Raw genomic sequence first — 20,815 nt, forward strand, 5'->3', positions numbered from 1 at the left:
TTCATTTTATCTATCATTCGCACAATGACCACTTTCTTCACATTTTTACTTACTTCTACCTATTTGAAACCCTTTCTAACGCTATATTTATGCTCTGTATAGACTTTTGTAGAAGAAAGTTCCACATTTTTTATTCGCCTTTTGAAAGTGGAATTTAACTTTTCACTTCAGCAAAACCTGATTTTTTTAAGAATAATCTGCTGTTATCCGTGCTTAATGAATCAGAACAGCAGTAAATGATGAAACCGCTTCATTGCTGCATGACAACTACATTTTTCTTAACCCTGATTCTCATGCAAATTCACACATTTTTCTCATTGCAACAGAAACAGGAGTTGCCTTTATCTTCTGATGATCGCATGAACAGGACAAACCTCTGCGCACAGACCGCAATGCAGGCAATTGTTCTGCCGGATATGGCAGGGTTCCCCACACACAATGCACTGCTGCGGGCAATGACGAATACAGCTTCCGCATTGGATACAGCTCTCCTGTATCATAAACCCCTTTTTCGGCATCGATGCTTCTCCGATTGTAAAATATCGGCGTTCGATCGGCTGTCTTCCAAGATCAAAGAATTCAAGCTGTGCATCACAAACCACAAAGGCATCCAGTATGCTGAACGAATTACCGGGATAGACGTCCTTCATAGACGGGTTTTCATCAAAAATACGATGAATCCAATACTCCTGCTGTGACAGACGAATCGAGCACCCCTGCAGGCGCACCATCTGATACACGCTGTTCATTCCGGTAATCGCAATTTGCGGATGCTGAAGCAGCTGCCTGTGAAAATCCTTCCCTCTTGAAGTACAGAAATACAGCTTATCACCCTCTACAAGCATAACATCAATGATTCTGACCTGCGGATTCCCCTGTTCATCAACGCTCGCAAAGGAAACATCCTTTATCTCACGCAGAATTTGCAAACAATCCCCAGCCTGCATATGCAATCCTCCTGTCTTCAAACCGGACATACCGTTACCGCTTCTTGTGCGCAAAGAGGAAACAACTGCAACAGCAGCTTTTCATATTCCTTTTGCGGCATTGGCTTATAGTAAACATAGCCCTGAATATAATCACAGCGCATATGCTTTAGAATTTCAATCTGTCCCCTGGTTTCAATCCCCTCTGCCACTGTTTTCACACCAAACTGCCGTACAAGCTGAATGATGCTTTCAACCAGCAGCCGATCCTTTTCCTCTGTCTCCAGATTATGGAAAAACAGCGCATCAATTTTCAATACATCCACATTCAGATTTTTAAACATTCCCAGAGAAGAATAGCCCTTCCCGAAATCATCAATGGAGCATGCAAAGCCACAGGAATGCAGCTGATCCACAATGGAGGTCAGCCTCTCCCAGTTGTCAAACATGACGGATTCTGTAAATTCAATTTCCAGCAGGCCGTCGGGAATGGCATAGCTCTTTTTTATGCCTGCATAGGTCTCTACAAAATCCATATTGCAGAACTGCAGACGTGAAACATTGATAGATACGGGAAGCACCGGCTTACCCTCATCCAGAAGCTTTCGCAACCACACACAAACGGATTCGAATACATATTGATCCAGCTGAGGGATGGTACGATTTTTTTCAAAGGCAGGGATAAACTGATCCGGCATCAGCAACGTACCCTTTTGCGTACGCCAGCGCACCAGTGCTTCCGAGCCTGCAATCTCTGCGGTTCGCATACAAACCTTCGGCTGGTAAAACACTTCAAACTGGCGGCTACTCAAAGCTTCCTCCATACCGCTTTCTATCGACTTTTCTTCCAGTAAATGCTGCCGGATGCTTTCATCATAAAAGCAGTAATTGTTTAATTCATGTCCGTTTTTTACCATTTTTCTCGCAAAATTGGCACGGTTCAGCAATTCATTCAGATTCAGCTTTTCATCGACATCCTCCAGACAGCAGATACCGCAGCTAATACTGAGCGCCTGTCTGTCAAGATGAGAGCGCATATAGTCACGAATAGCAGCATCCACGGCAGACTGCCGTTTTGTCAGCTCAGCTCTGCTGTTATAATGACGGAGAATGATAAAATTATCCGCATTGATGCGTCCTACCAGCTCATCATGCTCCTTATCCTTTATCAGCAGCGCCGCATAGTGTTTTAACAGATTGTCTCCGTTCGCATAACCGAAAACATCATTGATATATTTGAAATCCGAAAAATCCACATAGAACAGTGCGTATTTAAACTTCGTATTGCTTTTCATAAGCTGTTCTGCGCTTGTGATGAAATACTCAAGTGTATAGGCTTTGGTTAGGGTGTCTCTTCCCGCCGTATCCTTCAGCTGTCTGTTTGTGGTTTCCAAACGGAGTATTTTACGAATATTTGTTATAAAATTTTGATTATCCCGAAAAACCCTTGAAATACAAGCACATTCGCAGGATTTCAGATTGATTTTACTACCAATTTACTACTTTTAACGGATTGCGCCTTGATATGCCGGAACATCTTGCGAGCATGAAACAACCCAATACAAACGCGACGCACTGGCGGCGCGGCACGTCGGCAATCACACAATTTCATATAGCACCGCACTGGCGGCGTTACCTTATCCCAACCGGGAAACAAGGAACGCCGCTATTTTTTTACCCTCATGTTACGCAGTAGGGGCAAAAAGAGTCTTGCTACACAAGGCTTTGCGGGTACGGTTTTCACAGGGTAAGGGATTGATACCTAAACCCTTAAAATCGCTGTTCTACCGCGTAACAAATATGCAGCAAAGGAGTTGATGAAGCTATGGCAGTTTTCCGCGTGGAGAGAAACACAGGATATACGGTTATGAGCAACCACCATTTACGCAACAAAGAACTTTCCCTAAAGGCAAAAGGGCTGTTATCGCAAATGCTGTCCTTGCCGGAGGATTGGGACTATACCCTTGCGGGACTGTCCTATATCAACCGGGAAAAAATCGACGCTATCCGCGAAGCTGTCCGGGAGCTTGAAAGAGCCGGATATATTCAGCGTTCAAGGGAGCGCGACGAGAAAGGACGCTTGCGGGGAACTGATTACATCATCTATGAGCAGCCGCCTAACTTGGATTTACCTACATTGGAAAATCCAACATTGGAAAATCCTACGCAGGAAAAACCTACGTTGGAAAATCCAATGCAATTAAATAAAGATATACAAAAGACTGACTTACCAAAAAAAGAAAAATCAAATACGGATTTATCAAGTAACCATTCCATTCCTATCCTTTCCCCTAACCCCTCTCCTTTGAGGGAAGAAACGGCAGAGCCGGAACGGAAAGGAACGGAAGCGGCAGACGCATACAGCGTGTATGAGGAAATCATCAAGGACAATATCGAGTATGAGCATTTTATCAAGCATACCAACATTGACAGGGAACGCTTGGACGAGATTGTGTCCCTTATCCTTGAAACTGTCTGCACCAAACGAAAGACAATTCGTATCGCCGGGGACGATTATCCGGCAGAGCTTGTCAAAGCAAAGTTTATGAAGCTGAACAGCAGCCACATTGAATTTGTCTTTGACTGCATGAAAGAGAACACCACGAAAATCCGTAACATCAAGCAATATCTGAAAGCGGTACTTTTCAACGCGCCCAACACCATTGACAGCTATTACACCGCCCTTGTCAACCACGATATGTACGGCGGCTATTAAAAAACAGGAGGATTTTAATATGACACAGAAAACAGGAGCTTTGATTTTTGATGAAACGGCAGACCGTTACGACATTCGCTTTGACCTTAACGACTACTACGGAGGATTGCATTGTGGGGATTGCCTTGAAGTGTTTGTACGCGGCAAATGGAAGCCGACCCGCATGGAGTACGGGGACAACTGGTATCTTGTCGGTGTGAGGGCTTCGGATTTGAACGGGCTGCGGGTGCGTATCTAAAGGCGGCATGAAAAATGTACGCCTTATTTTTATGCCCCGAAGCGGCACACCACCCTAACCAAACTATGAAAGGAGGGATTTCATGCAAGATGAAGTCAATGAAAAAGTCGTGTCTTTAGCAATCAAAACATCTAAGCTGACCGCCGAAGTGCTGCAAAAGGCTATGAAAGCCCTGCTTGCCAAAGGCAAAGGGCAGCTAACCAAAGCCCCGCATGGGAAAATCACTATGCGGCAGCTTATGAAGCAGGGAGAAAAGGTTTCCAACATTGAGATTACCGACCAAAATATCAAAGCCTTTGACCCTATCGCAAGGAAAAGCGGGCTTGATTACAACGTCAAGAAGATTGAGAACGGCAAGCCGCCGACCTATCTTGTGTCTTTTAAGGGCAAGGATATTGACGTTATGACCGAAGCGTTCCGGGAATTTACCGCAAAGAAATTAGGCAGGGATAAAAAGCCCTCTATCCGCAAGCTGCTTTCCACTCTGAAAGACAAGGCGGCAGCTCTGAACGCACAGAAGGACAAAGTGAAGAAAAAGGACAGGGAGGTATCGCTATGAAGCCGGAACTTAAAAAGCTGCTTATCCTAAATGCCCCCTATCTGCTCTTTGTCTATCTCTTTGACAAAATCGGACAAGCGGTACGCCTTGCGCCGGGGGCTGACCTTTCCGGCAAGGTGCTTTCCCTTGCAGACGGCTTTTCCGCTGCCTTTGCAACCCCGCTTCCGAGCCTTGCCCCTATGGATTTGCTTATCGGTATTGTGGGGGCTGTCCTTATCCGGCTTATGGTGTACTTCAAAGGCAAGAACGCGAAGAAATACCGAAAAGGTATCGAATACGGTTCAGCCCGTTGGGGCAACGCCGAAGATATAAAGCCCTATACCGACCCGGTATTTCAAAATAACGTGCTTCTGACACAGACGGAACGGCTTACCATGAACAGCCGCCCGAAGCAGCCGAAGTATGCAAGGAATAAAAATATCCTTGTTATCGGGGGAAGCGGCAGCGGCAAGACGAGATTTTTTGTGAAGCCCAACTTAATGCAAATGCACTCAAGCTACGTTGTAACTGACCCGAAAGGTACGGTTTTAGTCGAGTGTGGGAAGCTCTTACAGCGCGGCGGGTATCGGATAAAGGTGCTGAACACGATAAATTTTAAGAAATCCATGCGTTATAATCCCTTTGCCTATATCCGCAGCGAAAAAGACATTTTGAAACTGGTAAATACCTTGATTGCCAACACCAAAGGGGACGGGGAAAAAGCCGGGGAGGATTTTTGGGTAAAATCGGAACGGCTCTTTTACTGCGCCCTTATCGGCTACATTTGGTACGAAGCCCCGGAGGAAGAAAAGAACTTCACGACGCTGCTTGAAATGATAAATGCCAGTGAAGCCCGCGAGGACGACCCGGAATTTCAGTCCCCCGTTGACCTCATGTTTGAACGGTTGGAGGAAAAAGACCCGGAACACTTTGCCGTCCGGCAGTACAAGAAATTCCTGTTATCTGCGGGAAAGACACGAAGCTCTATTCTCATTTCCTGCGGTGCGCGGCTTGCCCCTTTTGACATTAAGGAGCTGCGCGACCTTATGGAAACCGACGAAATGGAGCTTGACACCATAGGCGACCGCAAGACCGCCCTGTTTGTTATCATCAGCGACACCGACGATACTTTTAACTTTGTCGTGAGTATTCTTTACACGCAGCTTTTCAATCTGCTTTGCGACAAGGCAGATGATGAATACGGCGGCAGGCTGCCCGTCCATGTGCGCTGTCTGTTAGACGAGTTTGCAAATATCGGGCAGATACCGAAGTTTGAAAAGCTCATAGCCACCATACGAAGCCGGGAAATCTCCGCGTCGATTATCTTACAGTCGCAAAGCCAGTTAAAGGCAATCTATAAGGACAACGCCGATACCATAGTCGGCAACTGCGACACCACCCTTTTCTTGGGCGGCAAGGAGAAAACCACCCTCAAAGAAATGTCGGAAATCTTGGGGAAAGAAACCATTGACAGCTTCAACACTTCCGAGAACCGGGGGCGCGAGGTATCGCATGGGCTGAACTATCAGAAGTTAGGCAAGCAGCTTATGACGGAAGATGAAATAGCGGTTATGGACGGCGGGAAATGTATTTTACAGCTACGAGGGGTGCGCCCGTTCTTCTCTGATAAGTACGACATTACAAAGCACCCCAACTATAAATATCTTTCCGACTATGACAAGAAAAATACTTTTGATATGGAAAAGCATTTAAGGCGCAGACCCGCCCTTGTGAAGCCGGACGAAGTATTTGACTACTACGAAATCAGCGAAAGCGATTTGCAGGAGGACACCGACCATGAATAGACGTATCAGAAAGAAAAAGGACAAGAAAATCACAGAAGCCATAAACGGGCTTGTTTCGATTGCTGAACGACGGGAACAGCAGCGGCAGGCTGCTATCCGGCAGTTTGTGAAACGGTGTGAAGCCCTGTATGAGCAGCAGCGAAAAGAAAGGAGGAATTGACGCAGTAACAAAGAAAAAGACAACTTGCATGATACGCGCCCCTACAAAAATTCCTATCGCCCACACTGACAACTGAATACCGCCGCGCAGCAGACATTTAGGCAGCGCGGGGACTTATGACCGCGGCAGTTTGAAAACTGACCGCCGTTTTTTATGCCCTTTTACGGGCAAGCCGCATTTGCGGCAGAAAGGAGTTTTATGGAATTTTTCAACAGCGCAATCGGCGTATTACAGACTTTGGTTATCGCTCTTGGAGCAGGACTTGGCATTTGGGGCGTTATCAATCTCTTGGAGGGCTACGGAAATGATAATCCGGGCGCAAAATCACAGGGCATTAAGCAGCTCATGGCGGGCGGCGGCGTTGCCCTTATCGGCACTATCCTTGTACCTCTGCTTTCCGGCTTGTTCGGTTAAGCGCGGGTAGCTGCCTATGCAGAGCATACTTGACGCGATTAACGAATGGATAAAGGAAATCCTTATCGGAGCGATAAACGGTAATCTGTCAACTATGTTCGGGGACGTAAACGAAAAAGTCGGGACTATCGCAAACGAGGTAGGACAGACCCCGCAGGGTTGGAACGCAAATATTTTCAGCATGATACAGACCCTTTCTGAAAATGTAATCGTTCCGATTGCGGGGCTTGTCATTACCTATGTCCTATGCTACGAGCTAATCAGCATGGTAACGGAAAAGAACAATATGCACGACATAGACACATTCATGTTCTTTAAGTGGATATTCAAAGCCTTTGTCGCGGTGTTTATCGTAACCAACACGTTCAACATCACAATGGCGGTCTTTGATATGGCGCAGCATATCGTTTCCGGCGCAGCGGGGGTTATCGGCGGCGATACGAATATCGACGTTGCCGAAGCCCTTGCCGCCATGCAGGAGGGGCTTGAAGATATGGAAATCCCCGAACTGCTCTTACTTGTGCTTGAAACAAGCCTTGTAAGCCTTTGCATGAAAATCATGTCCGTACTGATAACCGTTATCCTCTACGGCAGAATGATAGAGATTTACCTTTACTGTTCGGTATCGCCTATTCCATTTGCGACCATGACCAACAGAGAATGGGGACAGATTGGAAACAACTACCTAAAAGGGCTGTTCGCTCTTGGTTTTCAAGGCTTCCTCATTATGATATGTGTCGGTATTTACGCCGTACTGGTAAACGATATGATAATCGCAGACAATCTGCACAGCGCGGTATTTTCCCTTGCCGCCTATACGGTTATCCTCTGTTTTTCCCTGTTCAAATCCGGCACACTGGCAAAATCCATATTCAACGCCCACTAAGGGCAGAAAGGAGGTATTTTCTTGGCGTATGTACCTGTACCCAAAGACCTTTCCAAAGTCAAAACAAAAGTCGCTTTCAATCTGACAAAGCGGCAAATCGTTTGTTTTGCGGCGGCTCTCTTAATCGGACTGCCGCTGTTTTTTTTGCTCAAAGGCAGCGCAGGGACAAACCTTGCGGCTATGGCGATGATTGTCGTCATGCTCCCCTGTTTCCTGCTTGCCATGTATGAAAAACATGGGCAGCCCCTTGAAGTGGTGGTAAGAAATGTCGTTCAGACAAAGTTTACCCGCCCAAAGGAGCGACCTTACAGAACCGAAAACCTATACGCTGTCTTGGAAAAGCAGCGAAAACTTGAAAAGGAGGTATCAGCGATTGTCAAAAGGACAAACAAAAAAGACGCGGGAAGCCGCAGGAAACAGGCGTAAGCTGACCCGCGCCGAAAAGAAACAGATTGCCGAAGCTATCCGAAAGGCAAAGGGGGACGGCAAAGCCCGCACCGCACAGCAGACCATTCCTTACCTTGCCATGTACCCGGACGGTATCTGCAAGGTTACGGAAAAGAGATATTCAAAGTGCGTCGTGTTCGAGGACATCAATTATCAGCTTGCACAGGCAGACGATAAGACCGCCATTTTTGAAAACTGGTGCGATTTCCTCAACTACTTTGACGCGAGCGTGAGCGTGCAGCTTTCTTTCATCAATCAAGGGACGCAGCGGGAACAGGCAGAAAAAGCTATCACTATCCCGGCACAGGAGGACGCTTTTAACTCTATCCGCACCGAGTATTCGGATATGCTGAAAAATCAGCTTAGTAAAGGCAACAACGGGCTTGTGAAGCACAAATACATTACCTTTACCGTTGAAGCCGATAACAAGGCGGCTGCAAAATCAAGACTTTCCCGTATCGAAACCGACGTGTTTAACAATTTCAAGGTGCTTGGCGTAACCGCCCGCCCCTTATCCGGCTATGAACGCTTAAAGGTGCTGCATGGGGTATTCCACCCGGAGGGCGAGCCGTTCTCCTTTTCCTTTGACTGGCTTACCCCGTCGGGGCTGTCTACAAAGGATTTTATCGCCCCGTCCTCTTTCCGTTTTGGCGAGGGCAGATATTTCCGCATGGGGAAGAAAATCGGCGCGGCGAGCTTCCTTGAAATCCTTGCGCCGGAGCTTAACGACCGTATGCTTGCCGACATACTGGACTTGGAAACAGGGGTAATCGTCAATTTACATATCCGCAGTATCGACCAGTCGGAAGCAATCAAGACCATTAAGCGCAAAATCACAGACCTTGACAAGATGAAGATTGAGGAACAGAAAAAAGCGGTTAGAAGCGGCTATGACATGGATATAATCCCGTCCGACCTTGCCACCTTTGGCAGCGAAGCAAAGAACTTGTTGCAGGACTTACAGAGCCGCAACGAGCGAATGTTTCTCCTTACGTTCCTTGTGGTAAACATGGCAGACACGAAGCGGAAACTGGAAAATGATATTTTCGCTGCGGCGGGTATCGCACAGAAATACAACTGCCGCCTGACACGCCTTGACTATCAGCAGGAAGCAGGGCTTTTATCCAGTGTGCCGATTGGGGAAAACCTTATCCCGATACAACGGGGGCTTACCACATCAAGCACCGCTATTTTCATTCCCTTTATCACGCAGGAGCTTTTTCAGACGGGGCAAGCCCTGTACTATGGCTTGAACGCCCTTTCTAACAACATGATACTCTGCGACAGAAAGCAGCTCAAAAATCCCAACGGGCTTATATTGGGAACGCCGGGAAGCGGAAAATCTTTTGCGGCAAAAAGGGAAATGACAAATGCTTTCCTCATTACCGACGACGACATTATCATCTGCGACCCGGAAGCCGAGTATTTTTCCCTTGTGCAGCGTCTTAATGGGCAAGTGATACGTCTTTCCCCTACGGGCAGGGGCATTGACGGCAAGCCCCAGTATGTAAACCCTATGGACATAAACCTTAATTACAGCGAGGACGACAACCCCCTTGCGCTGAAAAGTGATTTTATCCTTTCCCTTTGCGAGCTTGTTATCGGAGGCAAGGAGGGTTTGCAGCCTGTCGATAAGACCGTCATTGACAGGGCTGTAAGAAATGTGTACCGCCCGTTCCTTGCAGACCCCGACCCGGCAAAAATGCCTATCTTGGGCGACCTTTACGACGAGCTGTTAAGACAGCCGGAGCCGGAAGCTGCCCGTATCGCGGCGGCATTGGAGCTGTATGTTTCCGGCAGCCTTAACGTATTCAACCACAGAACCAACGTGGAACTTTCTAACCGCCTTGTCTGCTTTGATATAAAGCAGCTTGGAAAGCAGCTTAAAAAGTTAGGTATGCTCATTGTGCAAGACCAGACATGGAACAGGGTAACGATAAACCGGGCAGAGAAAAAGGCGACCCGCTACTATATGGACGAATTTCACTTGCTCTTAAAAGAGGAACAGACCGCCGCTTACAGCGTGGAGATTTGGAAGCGTTTCCGTAAATGGGGCGGTATCCCAACAGCCATTACGCAGAACGTCAAAGACCTTTTGGCAAGCCGCGAGGTGGAAAATATCTTTGAGAACAGCGATTTTGTCCTCATGCTCAATCAAGCGCAGGGCGACCGTACTATCCTTGCAAAGCAGCTTAATATTTCCCCGCAGCAGATGAAGTATGTTACCCACACCGAAGCGGGCGAGGGGCTTATCTTCTATGGAAATGTGGTGCTGCCTTTTGTAGACCGCTTCCCGAAAGATACCGAGCTTTACAGGGTAATGACAACGAAGCCGGAGGAAGTTTCCGAAAGCGGAAAGTGAGGTGCAGACCATGAAGCAATATAAATCCCGCGATAAAATCACACAGAAAATGACCCGCGACGGGCTTATTGAGGTAAACGAAACACAGCAGACCGCCGAGCGTATCAGTAAACGGGAACAGGACGCGGATTTTCAAAAGTCCCCGGAGCAGCAAGCGGCGCAGGACGGGACGCAGCTTCAAGGTGTAGCGTCCCAAACTTCCCCGTTACCCCACGCACCGGGAGCTTCCCCCGCAAGGGACACCGCCACAGCAGAGCGCGTTATGGAGCATATCGAAGCAGCACAGACCCGCAGAGCCATTAAAAAAGCGGTACATAAAGCACAGGAGGAAGTTACCGTACAAACAACATCTTCCCGCTTGCAGTTTACCGAGGAAGAACTTGCCGTCCCGGAACTGGAATGCTATATTGAGAAATCAAACAAAGCCGCTGACCGACTGGACGCAGCAAAGGCAGCTATCCCGAAGCAAAAGAAACTGGTTAAGGAGCGCACCTTTGACGAAGCCGCAGGAAAGGCAAAGACCCGACTTCACTTTGAAGAACAGGAAAAACCGATACCCGGCGGCAAAAAAGGAAACCCGCTGTCCCGCCCCGCACAGGAAGCAGGGATTTTCGTCCACAACAAGATACATTCCGTTGAAAAGGACAATTCCGGCGTTGAGGGGGCGCATAAATCGGAGGAACTTGCCGAGCGCGGCGCGAAATACGGGGCGCGGAAGTTAAAACAGGGCTACCGCAGCCATAAGCTGAAACCTTACCGGGAAGCGGCAAAGGCAGAAAAGGCAGCATTTAAGGCAAACGTCAACTTCCAGTATCACAAAACCCTGCACGACAACCCGCAGCTTACTTCTAACCCGCTTTCCCGTTTCATGCAGAAACAGCAGATAAAACGCCAGTATGCAAAGGCGGCAAAGAAAGGAGGGGCAAAAGCCGCAGCGGAAGCCACAAGAAAGACGGCGAAGAAAACCGCCGAGGAAACGAGGAAAGCCGCCGCATTTGCGGCAAGACACCCGGCGGGCATTTTGATTGCAGTTGCCGCGCTGCTTCTCTTTATTATGATTTCCGCAGGGCTGTCCTCTTGCGGGGCTATGTTTTCGGGCTTGACAAACGGGGTGCTTGGCACTTCCTACACATCCGAGGACAGCGACCTTGTGGCAGTTGAAAACAACTATGCCGCATTGGAAAACGGGCTGCAAAGTGAGATTGACAATATCGAAAGCACCCACCCCGGCTATGATGAATACCGCTACGACCTTGACAGTATCGGGCATAACCCCCACGAACTTGCGTCTTATTTGACCGCCCTCTTGCAGAGCTACACCCCGCAGAGCGCACAGGCAGAGCTTGAACGTATCTTTTCCATGCAGTACACCTTGACGCTGACCGAGGAAGTGGAAATACGCTACCGCACCGAAACAAGTACCGACCCGGAAACCGGGGAAACCACCACCGAGGAAGTCCCTTATGAGTATTACATCTTGAATGTGAAACTGACAAATAAGCTGATTTCCGAGCTTGCGGAGGAACTTCTTACGCCACAGCAGCTTGAAATGTTTCATGTGTACTTGGAAACAAGCGGCAACAAACCGCTGATTTTTGGCGGCGGTTCTCCCGACGGAAGCCCGTCTGAGGATTTAAGCGGCGTGGAGTTTGTAAACGGTACGCGCCCCGGAAATCAAGAGCTTATGGAACTTGCAAAACAGCAAGTCGGAAACGTGGGCGGCTACCCTTACTGGTCTTGGTACGGCTTTAACAGCCGCGTGGAATGGTGCGCCTGTTTTGTATCATGGTGCTACAATCAAGCCGGAAAAAGCGAACCCCGATTTGCGGGCTGCGAATGGCAGGGTGTCCCTTGGTTTCAGTCAAGGGGACAATGGGGCGCACGCGGCTATGAGAATATCGCACCGGGCGACGCAATCTTTTTCGATTGGGATTTAGACGGTGTTGCCGACCATGTGGGGCTTGTGCTTGGCAGGGACGGCAGCCGCGTCTATACCGTTGAGGGCAATTCCGGCGACGCTTGCAAGATAAAGAGCTATGACCTTAACTATCAATGTATCAAAGGCTACGGGCTGATGAACTGGTAAAGCAGCCCAAAAAAAGAAAGGAGAAATGACCTATGGCAAACAATAAAATCGACCGTATCAATAAGGAAATCGCAAAGACCCGCGAGAAAATCACAGAGTATCAGAACAAGTTAAAAGGACTGGAAGCGCAGAAAACCGAAGCGGAAAACCTTGAAATCGTGCAGCTTGTACGAGCTATGCGTCTGACCCCGCAGGAACTGAACGCTATGCTGTCCGGCGGCGGTATTCCCGGCATGACTGCCGCACCCGCAGAAGAAAACGAACAGGAGGAAAATGCAGATGAAGAATAAACTGAAAAAGACCATGACTGCCCTTTGTGCCGCCCTTATCCTTATGGGCGGTTTTTCTGTCCCTGCCTATGCACAGGGCGCAGCCACAGAGCCGCCCGCCGGGGACGCGACCAACGACAGTAATGTAGTTGTGGAGGAAAAAGAGGAAACGCCGCCCCTTACCCCAAAGGGAAACGCTACACTGGTTGACGATTACGGCGGCAATAAGCAACTTATCACTGTTACCACCAAAGGCGGCAACTATTTCTATATCCTCATTGACCGCGCCGCCGAGGGCGAACAGACCGTACATTTCCTAAATCAAGTGGACGAAGCCGACCTTATGGCACTGACCGAAAACGGCGAAGCTGCCAAAAAGCCGGAAATCTGTAACTGTACGGAAAAATGCGAAGTCGGAAAGGTAAACACGTCCTGCCCGGTATGTGTTACCAGTATGACAGGCTGCACAGGCAAAGAACCTACCCCAACACCAACGGAGCAGCCGGAAGAACTGAAAGAAAAAGGCGGCAATCCCGGTGTGGTGCTTGCCTTAGTCCTCTTTGCCCTGCTTGGTGGCGGCGCAGCGTTCTACTACTTTAAGTTTCTAAAGCCGAAGCAGAATGTAAAGGGCGATACCGACCTTGAAGATTTTGAATTTGAGGACTACGACGAGGACGAGCCGGAAGCAGATACCGGGGAAACTCCCGAAGATGAAGAAACGGAGGAAGAAACCCTATGACCCTGTTTACCAACAATCCCTTTGAAAAGATGATGATACAGAAACCGAACGGGCGGCGTGATAATGCGCCGCCTGTTCCTTATCCCCCTGCTTGTGCTTCCTGCCCTTACAAGGGACAGTCCCCTTGTGTGGGGTACTGTCTGAAACAGGTACAGGAGAAAAAGAAAACCGAGCCGGAACGCTGAAAGGAGGAACTTATATTTGATTTTAGTTATCGCAGAAAAGCCCAGTGTGGCACAGACAATCGCTGCCGTACTGGGGGCAAAGGAAAAGAAAGACGGATTTCTCACAGGAAGCGGCTATATCGTTTCTTGGTGCGTGGGACATTTGGTAGGGCTTGCGGAAGCTGCCACCTACGGGGAACAATATAAAAAGTGGAGCTATGACAGCTTACCGATTTTGCCGCAGGAATGGAAGTACACCGTTGCTTCTGACAAGGAAAAGCAATTCAAAACCCTAAAAGAGCTTATGCACCGGGCAGACGTTTCCGAAGTCGTCAATGCCTGCGACGCGGGGCGCGAGGGCGAACTCATTTTCCGCTTTGTCTATGAAATGGCGGGCTGCAAGAAACCTATGCGCCGCCTTTGGATTTCTTCTATGGAGGACAGCGCAATCAAAGAGGGCTTTTCCCGTCTGAAGAACGGCGAGGAATACGACGCGCTCTTTGCTTCCGCATTGTGCAGGGCAAAGGCTGACTGGTTAATCGGTATCAATGCCACCCGCCTTTTCTCTGTCCTTTACAATCATACCTTGAACGTGGGACGCGTACAGACCCCGACCTTAAAAATGCTTGTTGACCGGGACGCAGCGATTACCACATTTAAGAAAGAAAAATACTACCATGTGCGCCTTGTCTTATCCGGCGCGGAAGCTGCAAGCGAAAAACTATCTGACCGTTCCGAAGCTGACAAGCTGAAAGCTGCTTGCGAAGTGTCAAAAGCAGTCTGTGCTTCCCTTGTGAAAGAGAAAAAGACCGCAGCCCCGCCGAAGCTCTTTGACCTTACTTCTTTACAGAGGGAAGCAAACCGCCTGTTCGGTTATACCGCAAAGCAGACCCTTGACCTTGCACAATCTCTGTATGAAAAAAGACTTCTTACTTATCCGAGAACAGACAGCGCATTTCTGACCGACGACATGAGCGACACAGCGGCGGGCATTATCAAGCTGCTTTGTGGGAAATTTTCTTTTATGGCGGGAAAAGACTTCACGCCGGAGCTTGGAAAGGTGCTGAACAGTAAAAAGGTATCAGACCACCATGCCATTATCCCGACTATGGAGCTTGCAAAGACCGACCTTGCCACGCTGCCGGAAAGCGAAAGGAATATCCTTACCCTTGCCGGGGCGCGTCTGCTCATGGCGACCGCTGCACCGCATACCTTTGAAGCGGTTACAGCAGTTTTTGAATGTGCCGGACAGTCTTTTATCGCAAGGGGAAAAACGGTGCTGTCCGACGGGTGGAAAGAGATTGACCGAAGATACAGGGCAGCCTTAAAGAACAAGCCCGAAACGGACGACGCAGACAGTGACACAGAAAAGACCCTGCCGCCATTTACCGAGGGACAGACCTTTGAAAATCCGACGGCAAAGGTAACGGAGCATGACACAACACCGCCAAAACCTCACAACGAAGCGTCGCTGCTCTCTGCTATGGAGCGCGCCGGAAGTGAGGACACCGACCCGGACGCAGAACGCAAAGGGCTTGGAACTCCCGCCACCCGCGCCGCCGTCATTGAAAAACTGGTAAAGGGCGGCTTTGTGGAGCGAAAAGGCAAGCAGCTACTTCCCACAAAGGACGGTATCAATCTTGTGTGTGTCCTGCCGGACACCTTGACAAGCCCGCAGCTTACCGCAGAATGGGAAAACAATCTGACGCAGATTGCCAAAGGCAAGGCAGACCCCGCCGCATTTATGGAGGGTATCGAGGATATGGCGCGGGAACTGGTAAAGACCTATCCGTTTCTTTCTGATGATAAAGCGCAGATGTTCAAGCCGGAACGGGAAGCGTTGGGAAGCTGCCCCCGCTGCGGTTCTCCTGTCTATGAGGGAAAGAAAAACTACTATTGCAGCAATAAGGAATGTAGCTTTACCATGTGGAAAAATGACCGTTTCTTTGAAGAACGAAAAGTAACCTTTACCCCCAAAATTGCCGCTGCACTCTTACAATCCGGCAAAGTAAATGTGAAAAAGCTCTATTCCCCAAAGACGGGCAAAACCTACGACGGAACTATCGTATTGGCTGATACAGGCGGGAAATATGTCAACTACCGCATTGAACTGTCGAAGAAGAAATAACTGAATAGCAAGCATAGGAAAAGAGTACCCTTTTCCGTAAAATCCCTGCTTTCTCTACCGAGAACGGCGGGGATTTTTGCTTGTTGGGAAGTTTCCCAAACCCTCTGTTTTATGGAGGGTTTTACCCTCTGAAACCGAAGAAAGGAGGTTACACATGGCAAGTTTACGGGACACCGTAAAGGACTATCAAGAAGAATTAAGGGACGGTATCGCTTGGGTGGCGTTTTGGAAAACGGGACGTTCTTGGAACGCCGAATATTTCCACCTTGAAATGAGCGACTACATTTACCCGGAGGACAGAAGCCGCATGGAAGAAATCAAACAGGCTGACCCTGCCGCCGTTGTGGTAAACGGCTATTATTCCGGCTATCTTGGCGAGGATATGAACCTTGACGAGCTGACCGCCGGGGTGCGCCGCCACTACGAAAACGGATATAGCAATATCGGGGAATTTATCGAAGCCCACGACGACAGGCTGCCGCCGGAGCTTATCGAGGAAGCAAGAGCCGCCGCCCACGCTGCGGGGCTTCCTTTCTCTGAAAAAGCCTACCGGGACGGCGAAGAACCCGACCCCTATATTTTTGACGGGAGCATGAGCATGGAGGACTACGAACTTATGCACCGTATGATTGAAAACGAAAGGAGCGAACGCATGGTAGAAACGATTTTAAGCGGGTATCTTTCTAATCTTGGAAAGTACACCGAGGGCAGACCTGCGGGCGAATGGGTATCATTCCCCACGACTGCCGAGCATTTGAAAGAAGTCTTTGACCGTATCGGGATAGACGGCAAAAACTACGGGGAGCTGCATATCACAGAATACCAGTCCTCTATTGCAGGACTGGCAGGAAAATTGACCGAGCTTGAAAGCCTTGACGAACTGAACTATTTGAGCGAACTTTTGAAAATGCAGTTTGACGACGACCGGGAAAAATTTGTTGCAGCTATGGAATACGGCGACCATACAAGGGACTTGCAGGATATTATCAACCTTGCACAAAACCTTGATTGTTACTGGCTTTACCCGTCCGTACAGAGTGAGGAAGATTACGGGCATTATCTGATTGAAGAACTGGACGAGTTGGAGCTGCCCGAAGAAGCAAAAAAATATTTCATGTATGAGGAATACGGGCGGGACGCTGCTATCAATGACGGGGGCAGCTTTACCGAGCAGGGCTATATCTACAATAACCGCAACACCTTTACACAGTGGTACGACGGGCGCGACGTGCCGGAGGAATACCGGGTAACGCCGCAGCCGCCAGTACAGGAAAAGGAACAGGCAGACCTTGACGCTTCCGCAGCCATACAAACCGCCGCCACAGAGCAGCCCCCGGTTCTCCCGATTATCCTATCTTCTGAAAAGCCCGCCGATAAAATGAAAGAGATTACCGACCGACTGGAACAGGGAATTTTAGGACTGTATGAAAGCGACCGTTACGCCGATTATCTGCGTACCATGTCAAAATTCCATGATTACAGCCTTAACAATACAATCCTTATCGCCATGCAGGGCGGCAATCTTGTGAAAGGCTATAAACAATGGGAAAAGGAATTTGACCGCCATGTAAAGCCCGGAGAAAAAGCTATCAAGATACTTGCACCGTCCCCGTTTACCGTCAAGAAGCAGGTGGAAAAAATCGACCCGGACACCCAAAAGCCTGTTTTCGATAAGGACGGAAAACCTGTTACCGAAGAAAAAGAAATCAAGATACCCGCTTTTCGTGTAGTATCTGTCTTTGATATTTCACAGACCGAGGGAAAAGAACTTCCTGCCCTTACCTATGAGCTTACGGGCAACGTGGAACAATACAAGGATTTTTTCGCTGCCCTTGAAAAGACTTCCCCGTTTGCTATGGGATTTGAAGCACTAAGCGGCGGCGTAAAAGGACGCTGCAATTATGAGGAAAAGCGTATCTTCATCAACGAGGGCATGGACGAATTGCAGAATATCAAGACCGCAATCCATGAAATCGCCCACGCCACGCTGCATGATACCGCCCTTGCCATGCCGGAACGCCCCGACCGCCGCACCCGCGAGGTACAGGCGGAAAGCGTCGCCTATGCGGTCTGCCAACATTACGGGCTTGATACGTCGGACTATTCTTTTGGGTATATCGCCGGGTGGAGCAGCGGAAAAGAACTTGCAGAACTGAAAGGCTCTCTTGAAACAATCCGCAGCACCGCCGCAAATCTGATTGATACCATAGACGGACATTTTGCAGAAATCCAAAAGGCACAGGATAAGGAACAGACCACCGAACAGGCACAGCCCGCACAGGAAGCCGCCAAACAGCCCGAAACAAAAGCAGCCGCGCCGGAGCTTCCCGAAGAAACAGCCCCGGTACAGGAAAAAGAAGCACAGCCGGAACAGGCTGCACCCGCCGCCCCTTATTATACTATCAATGAAGCTGCCGCCAAACGTGCAAAGGATATGAACAGTTTTTCCGATTATAAGCAAGGCAGCGCGACGGCTGAATACAGGCACTATGTAGATGAAGCCGTACAACTTGCAGAAAGGCAGAAACAGCGGGTAGACCCGATGTACCATGAGAAAATCGACAGCCTGCTTGACACCTATGCCCGGAAACTGGCGGCGAACATGAATAAAGGCTATGAGATTGACGCGCGTGTTCCCTCTATCCTGATTGCGGGCGGCTCTAACTTCCCCACAAGGAAGAAAGAAAAGCAGAACGCAGCCCGCGACAGCAATTACCGGGAATGGCAGGACATACAAGGGCTTCTTGATAAAATCCGCAGTACCGGCATGGGCGGTATCAGCGCAGACGACCCGCAGGCAGTACAGAAGTTAGAAAAGAAACTGGAAAGCCTTGAAAAATCACAGGAAACCATGAAAGCCGTAAACGCCTACTACCGCAAGCATAAGACCCTTGACGGCTGCCCGCATTTACCGCCGGAGGAACTGGAAAAATTGAAAGCAGACATGGCGAGCAGTTGGCATTTGGAGGACAAGCCCTTTGCGACTTGGGCGTTATCCAACAACAGCGCAGAAATCCGGCGCGTGAAAGACCGTATCAAATCCCTTTCACAGCAAAAAGAAATCGGTTTTGTAGGTTGGGAATTTGACGGCGGCAAGGTGGAAGCAAACACCGAAGCGAACCGACTGCAAATCTTCTTTGAGGATAAGCCGGACGAAGCCACGCGGGAAGCCTTAAAAAGTAATGGCTTCCGTTGGTCGCCAAAAGCCGGGGCATGGCAGCGGCAGCTTACCAGTAACGCCTACTATGCGGCTGATTATGTGAAAGCGATTGCTCCCCTTACCGGGGAAAAGCCTACCGAGTTACAGCGGGCGCATATCCGGCAGCAAAAGGTAGCTGCACAGGAACAACCCGCACAGGAGCAGCCGGAGCAGGAAGCCCCACAGGACAAAGACACCTTTTCCATTTATCAGATAAAAGGCGGGGACGAAACAAGGGACTTGCGTTTTGAGCCTTACGACCGTCTGATTGCCGCCGGACACCGGGTAGACCCGAAAAACTATGCCCTTGTCTATTCCGCACCTCTTACGCCGGGGACTTCCCTTGAAGATATTTACACCCGCTTTAATATCGACCACCCGAAAGATTTTAAGGGACACAGCCTTTCTGTTTCCGACGTAGTGGTGCTTCATCAGAACGGGCAGGACACCGCCCACTATGTAGACAGCTTCGGTTATAAGAAAGTGCCGGAATTTTTGCAGCCGGAAAACTATCTGAAAACTGCCGAGCAGACCACCGAGCAAAACTACAACATGATTGACGGGCAGATAAACAACACCCCGACCGTCGCAGAATTGGAAGCAAAGGTAAAGACAGGAGAAACCATTTCCCTTGTTGACCTTGCGGAAACTGTCAAGGCTGACAAGGAACGTGGCAAGGCAGCAAAAACGGAAAAGAAGCCCTCTATCCGGGCGCAGCTTAAAGCAGCGAAAGAACAGACACCGAAGAAACAGGCAAAACAGAAAACACAGGATTTGGAAAGGAGCTGACGCATGAATAAGTTTGAAAACGTGGATATTTTCGCTTCTCTTGACGCTATCATGCGGCAGAATACAGGATTTTTCCAAAGTGATTTTGACATTGACAAGGAGATTATCGCAAAAGCAGCGGCAAGCCCTAACAGAGAGGATAAGACGCTGCTATGGTTTTGCCGCCCGTCCGGGACGCATTGTTTTAAGGAGCGCGACGTGTTCCTAAAGGATACCGCCGCCCACAATACATGGTGTTTTTACAAAGAGCAGACCTGCGACTGCGTTCTTGCCTATGCCGTCGAGCTGACGGGCAGGGAGCGCGGGAAAATCAAAGGCAATCTTTATGAGCTTGACTATGCAAGGCAGTATGAGCGCGTTAAGGACAATGCGCTTGCCGCCGACACAGTCAAGTTGATTTATGAGCATGGGACAAGGGAGATACCCGCCGGACAGCATTTTAACGGAAATCCCGATACTTCTTTAGGGAAGTTTGAACACTTTGAAGCAGTACCCAACGACCCGGACGCGCTACAATTCCTTTTACGGGAAGAAAAGCAAAAACGGGATAAACTGACACCGGGCGACTTCAAGGAACATACCGCCGCCCTGCGTGCTGGGCTGATTGAAGCCGAAGCGCGGCGCATTGTGCAGGAAATGAAGCGCAGGGACACGCCCAATAGCCCTAATAGGACACATTTCATGGTGGAGCTGTCCCCGACATTTATGCAGCTTGCGTCCTCTAAGGACACCGACCGTCTGTTTTCCATGTTGCCCTATAAGACACTTTCCTTTTCCAAAATCGAGGGCAGACATGGAACATACGCCTTGATTGATAAAAATGAAAACCGGGGCACAGATATTCGCAGGGTGCGCCCCTCAATCCGGGCGCAGCTTGCCGCTGACAAAAGAAAAGCCGCCCCGAAAAAGGCGGCTGTAAAATCAAAAAATCACGAATTGGAGGTATGAG

18 protein-coding genes are annotated in these 20,815 nt (G+C 49.2%); 16 read left to right on the top strand and 2 right to left on the bottom strand.

The window, feature by feature from the left end; genetic code table 11:
* Positions 1-341 precede the first annotated feature (341 nt).
* Positions 342-947, bottom strand: a complete 606-nt coding sequence (locus ACG3M1_RS15300) for a 4Fe-4S binding protein (RefSeq protein WP_395814297.1) — start codon at positions 945-947, stop codon at positions 342-344.
* Positions 948-964: 17 nt separating this feature from the next.
* A complete protein-coding gene (locus ACG3M1_RS15305) occupies positions 965-2,320 on the bottom strand; it encodes a putative bifunctional diguanylate cyclase/phosphodiesterase (protein WP_224727402.1) in 1,356 nt (451 codons plus the stop codon).
* 431 nt (positions 2,321-2,751) lie between these two features.
* Between ACG3M1_RS15305 and ACG3M1_RS15310 the strand changes: the two genes are divergently transcribed.
* From ACG3M1_RS15310 to ACG3M1_RS15385, 16 genes are all read left to right on the top strand, one after another.
* Positions 2,752-3,642: a DUF6017 domain-containing protein gene (locus ACG3M1_RS15310; RefSeq protein ID WP_002610284.1), complete on the top strand. Its 891-nt coding sequence runs from the start codon at positions 2,752-2,754 to the stop codon at positions 3,640-3,642.
* Between the two features lie 19 nt (positions 3,643-3,661).
* On the top strand, positions 3,662-3,880 hold the full coding sequence (locus ACG3M1_RS15315; protein ID WP_002610290.1) for a DUF5348 domain-containing protein: 219 nt from the start codon (positions 3,662-3,664) through the stop codon (positions 3,878-3,880).
* An 82-nt stretch (positions 3,881-3,962) separates the two neighbouring features.
* Positions 3,963-4,439, top strand: coding sequence for a PcfB family protein (locus ACG3M1_RS15320; RefSeq protein WP_002610294.1), 477 nt, complete (start codon positions 3,963-3,965; stop codon positions 4,437-4,439).
* Positions 4,436-6,223, top strand: a complete 1,788-nt coding sequence (locus ACG3M1_RS15325) for a VirD4-like conjugal transfer protein, CD1115 family (RefSeq protein WP_003529196.1) — start codon at positions 4,436-4,438, stop codon at positions 6,221-6,223. The genes ACG3M1_RS15320 and ACG3M1_RS15325 overlap by 4 nt, the downstream gene beginning before the upstream one ends.
* Positions 6,216-6,383 (top strand): hypothetical protein, encoded by a 168-nt coding sequence (locus tag ACG3M1_RS15330; protein WP_002610319.1) that lies wholly within the window; start codon positions 6,216-6,218, stop codon positions 6,381-6,383. The genes ACG3M1_RS15325 and ACG3M1_RS15330 overlap by 8 nt, the downstream gene beginning before the upstream one ends.
* A 198-nt stretch (positions 6,384-6,581) precedes the next feature.
* Entirely contained in the window at positions 6,582-6,797 is a 216-nt protein-coding gene (locus tag ACG3M1_RS15335) for a Maff2 family mobile element protein (RefSeq protein WP_002610321.1), read from the top strand.
* Between the two features lie 16 nt (positions 6,798-6,813).
* Positions 6,814-7,683: a VirB6/TrbL-like conjugal transfer protein, CD1112 family gene (locus tag ACG3M1_RS15340; protein WP_003533371.1), complete on the top strand. Its 870-nt coding sequence runs from the start codon at positions 6,814-6,816 to the stop codon at positions 7,681-7,683.
* Positions 7,684-7,704: 21 nt separating this feature from the next.
* Entirely contained in the window at positions 7,705-8,109 is a 405-nt protein-coding gene (locus tag ACG3M1_RS15345) for a PrgI family protein (protein ID WP_003529188.1), read from the top strand.
* A complete protein-coding gene (locus ACG3M1_RS15350) occupies positions 8,057-10,492 on the top strand; it encodes a VirB4-like conjugal transfer ATPase, CD1110 family (protein WP_002610325.1) in 2,436 nt (811 codons plus the stop codon). The genes ACG3M1_RS15345 and ACG3M1_RS15350 overlap by 53 nt, the downstream gene beginning before the upstream one ends.
* A gap of 49 nt (positions 10,493-10,541) precedes the next feature.
* Positions 10,542-12,578, top strand: a complete 2,037-nt coding sequence (locus ACG3M1_RS15355; protein WP_395815453.1) for a CHAP domain-containing protein — start codon at positions 10,542-10,544, stop codon at positions 12,576-12,578.
* A gap of 32 nt (positions 12,579-12,610) precedes the next feature.
* On the top strand, positions 12,611-12,868 hold the full coding sequence (locus ACG3M1_RS15360) for a DUF4315 family protein (protein ID WP_002610330.1): 258 nt from the start codon (positions 12,611-12,613) through the stop codon (positions 12,866-12,868).
* Positions 12,858-13,586 (top strand): DUF4366 domain-containing protein, encoded by a 729-nt coding sequence (locus ACG3M1_RS15365; protein ID WP_002610332.1) that lies wholly within the window; start codon positions 12,858-12,860, stop codon positions 13,584-13,586. The genes ACG3M1_RS15360 and ACG3M1_RS15365 overlap by 11 nt, the downstream gene beginning before the upstream one ends.
* A complete protein-coding gene (locus tag ACG3M1_RS15370; RefSeq protein ID WP_002610333.1) occupies positions 13,583-13,771 on the top strand; it encodes a hypothetical protein in 189 nt (62 codons plus the stop codon). Before ACG3M1_RS15365 ends, ACG3M1_RS15370 begins: the two co-directional genes overlap by 4 nt.
* Positions 13,772-13,787: 16 nt before the next feature.
* Positions 13,788-15,878: a DNA topoisomerase 3 gene (locus ACG3M1_RS15375; protein ID WP_002610336.1), complete on the top strand. Its 2,091-nt coding sequence runs from the start codon at positions 13,788-13,790 to the stop codon at positions 15,876-15,878.
* Positions 15,879-16,032: 154 nt separating this feature from the next.
* Complete coding sequence (locus ACG3M1_RS15380) at positions 16,033-19,866, top strand: antirestriction protein ArdA (protein ID WP_002610337.1); 3,834 nt, start codon at positions 16,033-16,035, stop codon at positions 19,864-19,866.
* 3 nt (positions 19,867-19,869) lie between these two features.
* Positions 19,870-20,814 carry a hypothetical protein gene (locus ACG3M1_RS15385; RefSeq protein WP_002610339.1) on the top strand — a complete coding sequence of 315 codons (945 nt, stop codon included), beginning with the start codon at positions 19,870-19,872 and terminating at the stop codon, positions 20,812-20,814.
* Position 20,815 lies beyond the last annotated feature (1 nt).

The sequence above is a fragment of the Clostridium sp. 10cd* genome, from assembly GCF_044336395.1.
Lineage (GTDB): Bacteria > Bacillota_I > Bacilli_A > Erysipelotrichales > Erysipelotrichaceae > Clostridium_AQ > Clostridium_AQ innocuum.

Excerpts from the sequence above, each read along its gene's own strand:
- ACG3M1_RS15335 (WP_002610321.1), top strand. The coding sequence starts at position 6,582 with ATGGAATTTTTCAACAGCGCAATCGGCGTATTACAGACTTTGGTTATC.
- ACG3M1_RS15330 (WP_002610319.1), top strand. The coding sequence starts at position 6,216 with ATGAATAGACGTATCAGAAAGAAAAAGGACAAGAAAATCACAGAAGCC.
- ACG3M1_RS15360 (WP_002610330.1), top strand. The coding sequence starts at position 12,611 with ATGGCAAACAATAAAATCGACCGTATCAATAAGGAAATCGCAAAGACC.
- ACG3M1_RS15355 (WP_395815453.1), top strand. The coding sequence starts at position 10,542 with ATGACCCGCGACGGGCTTATTGAGGTAAACGAAACACAGCAGACCGCC.
- ACG3M1_RS15300 (WP_395814297.1), bottom strand. The coding sequence starts at position 947 with ATGCAGGCTGGGGATTGTTTGCAAATTCTGCGTGAGATAAAGGATGTT.
- ACG3M1_RS15315 (WP_002610290.1), top strand. The coding sequence starts at position 3,662 with ATGACACAGAAAACAGGAGCTTTGATTTTTGATGAAACGGCAGACCGT.
- ACG3M1_RS15340 (WP_003533371.1), top strand. The coding sequence starts at position 6,814 with ATGCAGAGCATACTTGACGCGATTAACGAATGGATAAAGGAAATCCTT.
- ACG3M1_RS15385 (WP_002610339.1), top strand. The coding sequence starts at position 19,870 with ATGAATAAGTTTGAAAACGTGGATATTTTCGCTTCTCTTGACGCTATC.
- ACG3M1_RS15370 (WP_002610333.1), top strand. The coding sequence starts at position 13,583 with ATGACCCTGTTTACCAACAATCCCTTTGAAAAGATGATGATACAGAAA.
- ACG3M1_RS15320 (WP_002610294.1), top strand. The coding sequence starts at position 3,963 with ATGCAAGATGAAGTCAATGAAAAAGTCGTGTCTTTAGCAATCAAAACA.
- ACG3M1_RS15310 (WP_002610284.1), top strand. The coding sequence starts at position 2,752 with ATGGCAGTTTTCCGCGTGGAGAGAAACACAGGATATACGGTTATGAGC.
- ACG3M1_RS15325 (WP_003529196.1), top strand. The coding sequence starts at position 4,436 with ATGAAGCCGGAACTTAAAAAGCTGCTTATCCTAAATGCCCCCTATCTG.
- ACG3M1_RS15365 (WP_002610332.1), top strand. The coding sequence starts at position 12,858 with ATGAAGAATAAACTGAAAAAGACCATGACTGCCCTTTGTGCCGCCCTT.
- ACG3M1_RS15380 (WP_002610337.1), top strand. The coding sequence starts at position 16,033 with ATGGCAAGTTTACGGGACACCGTAAAGGACTATCAAGAAGAATTAAGG.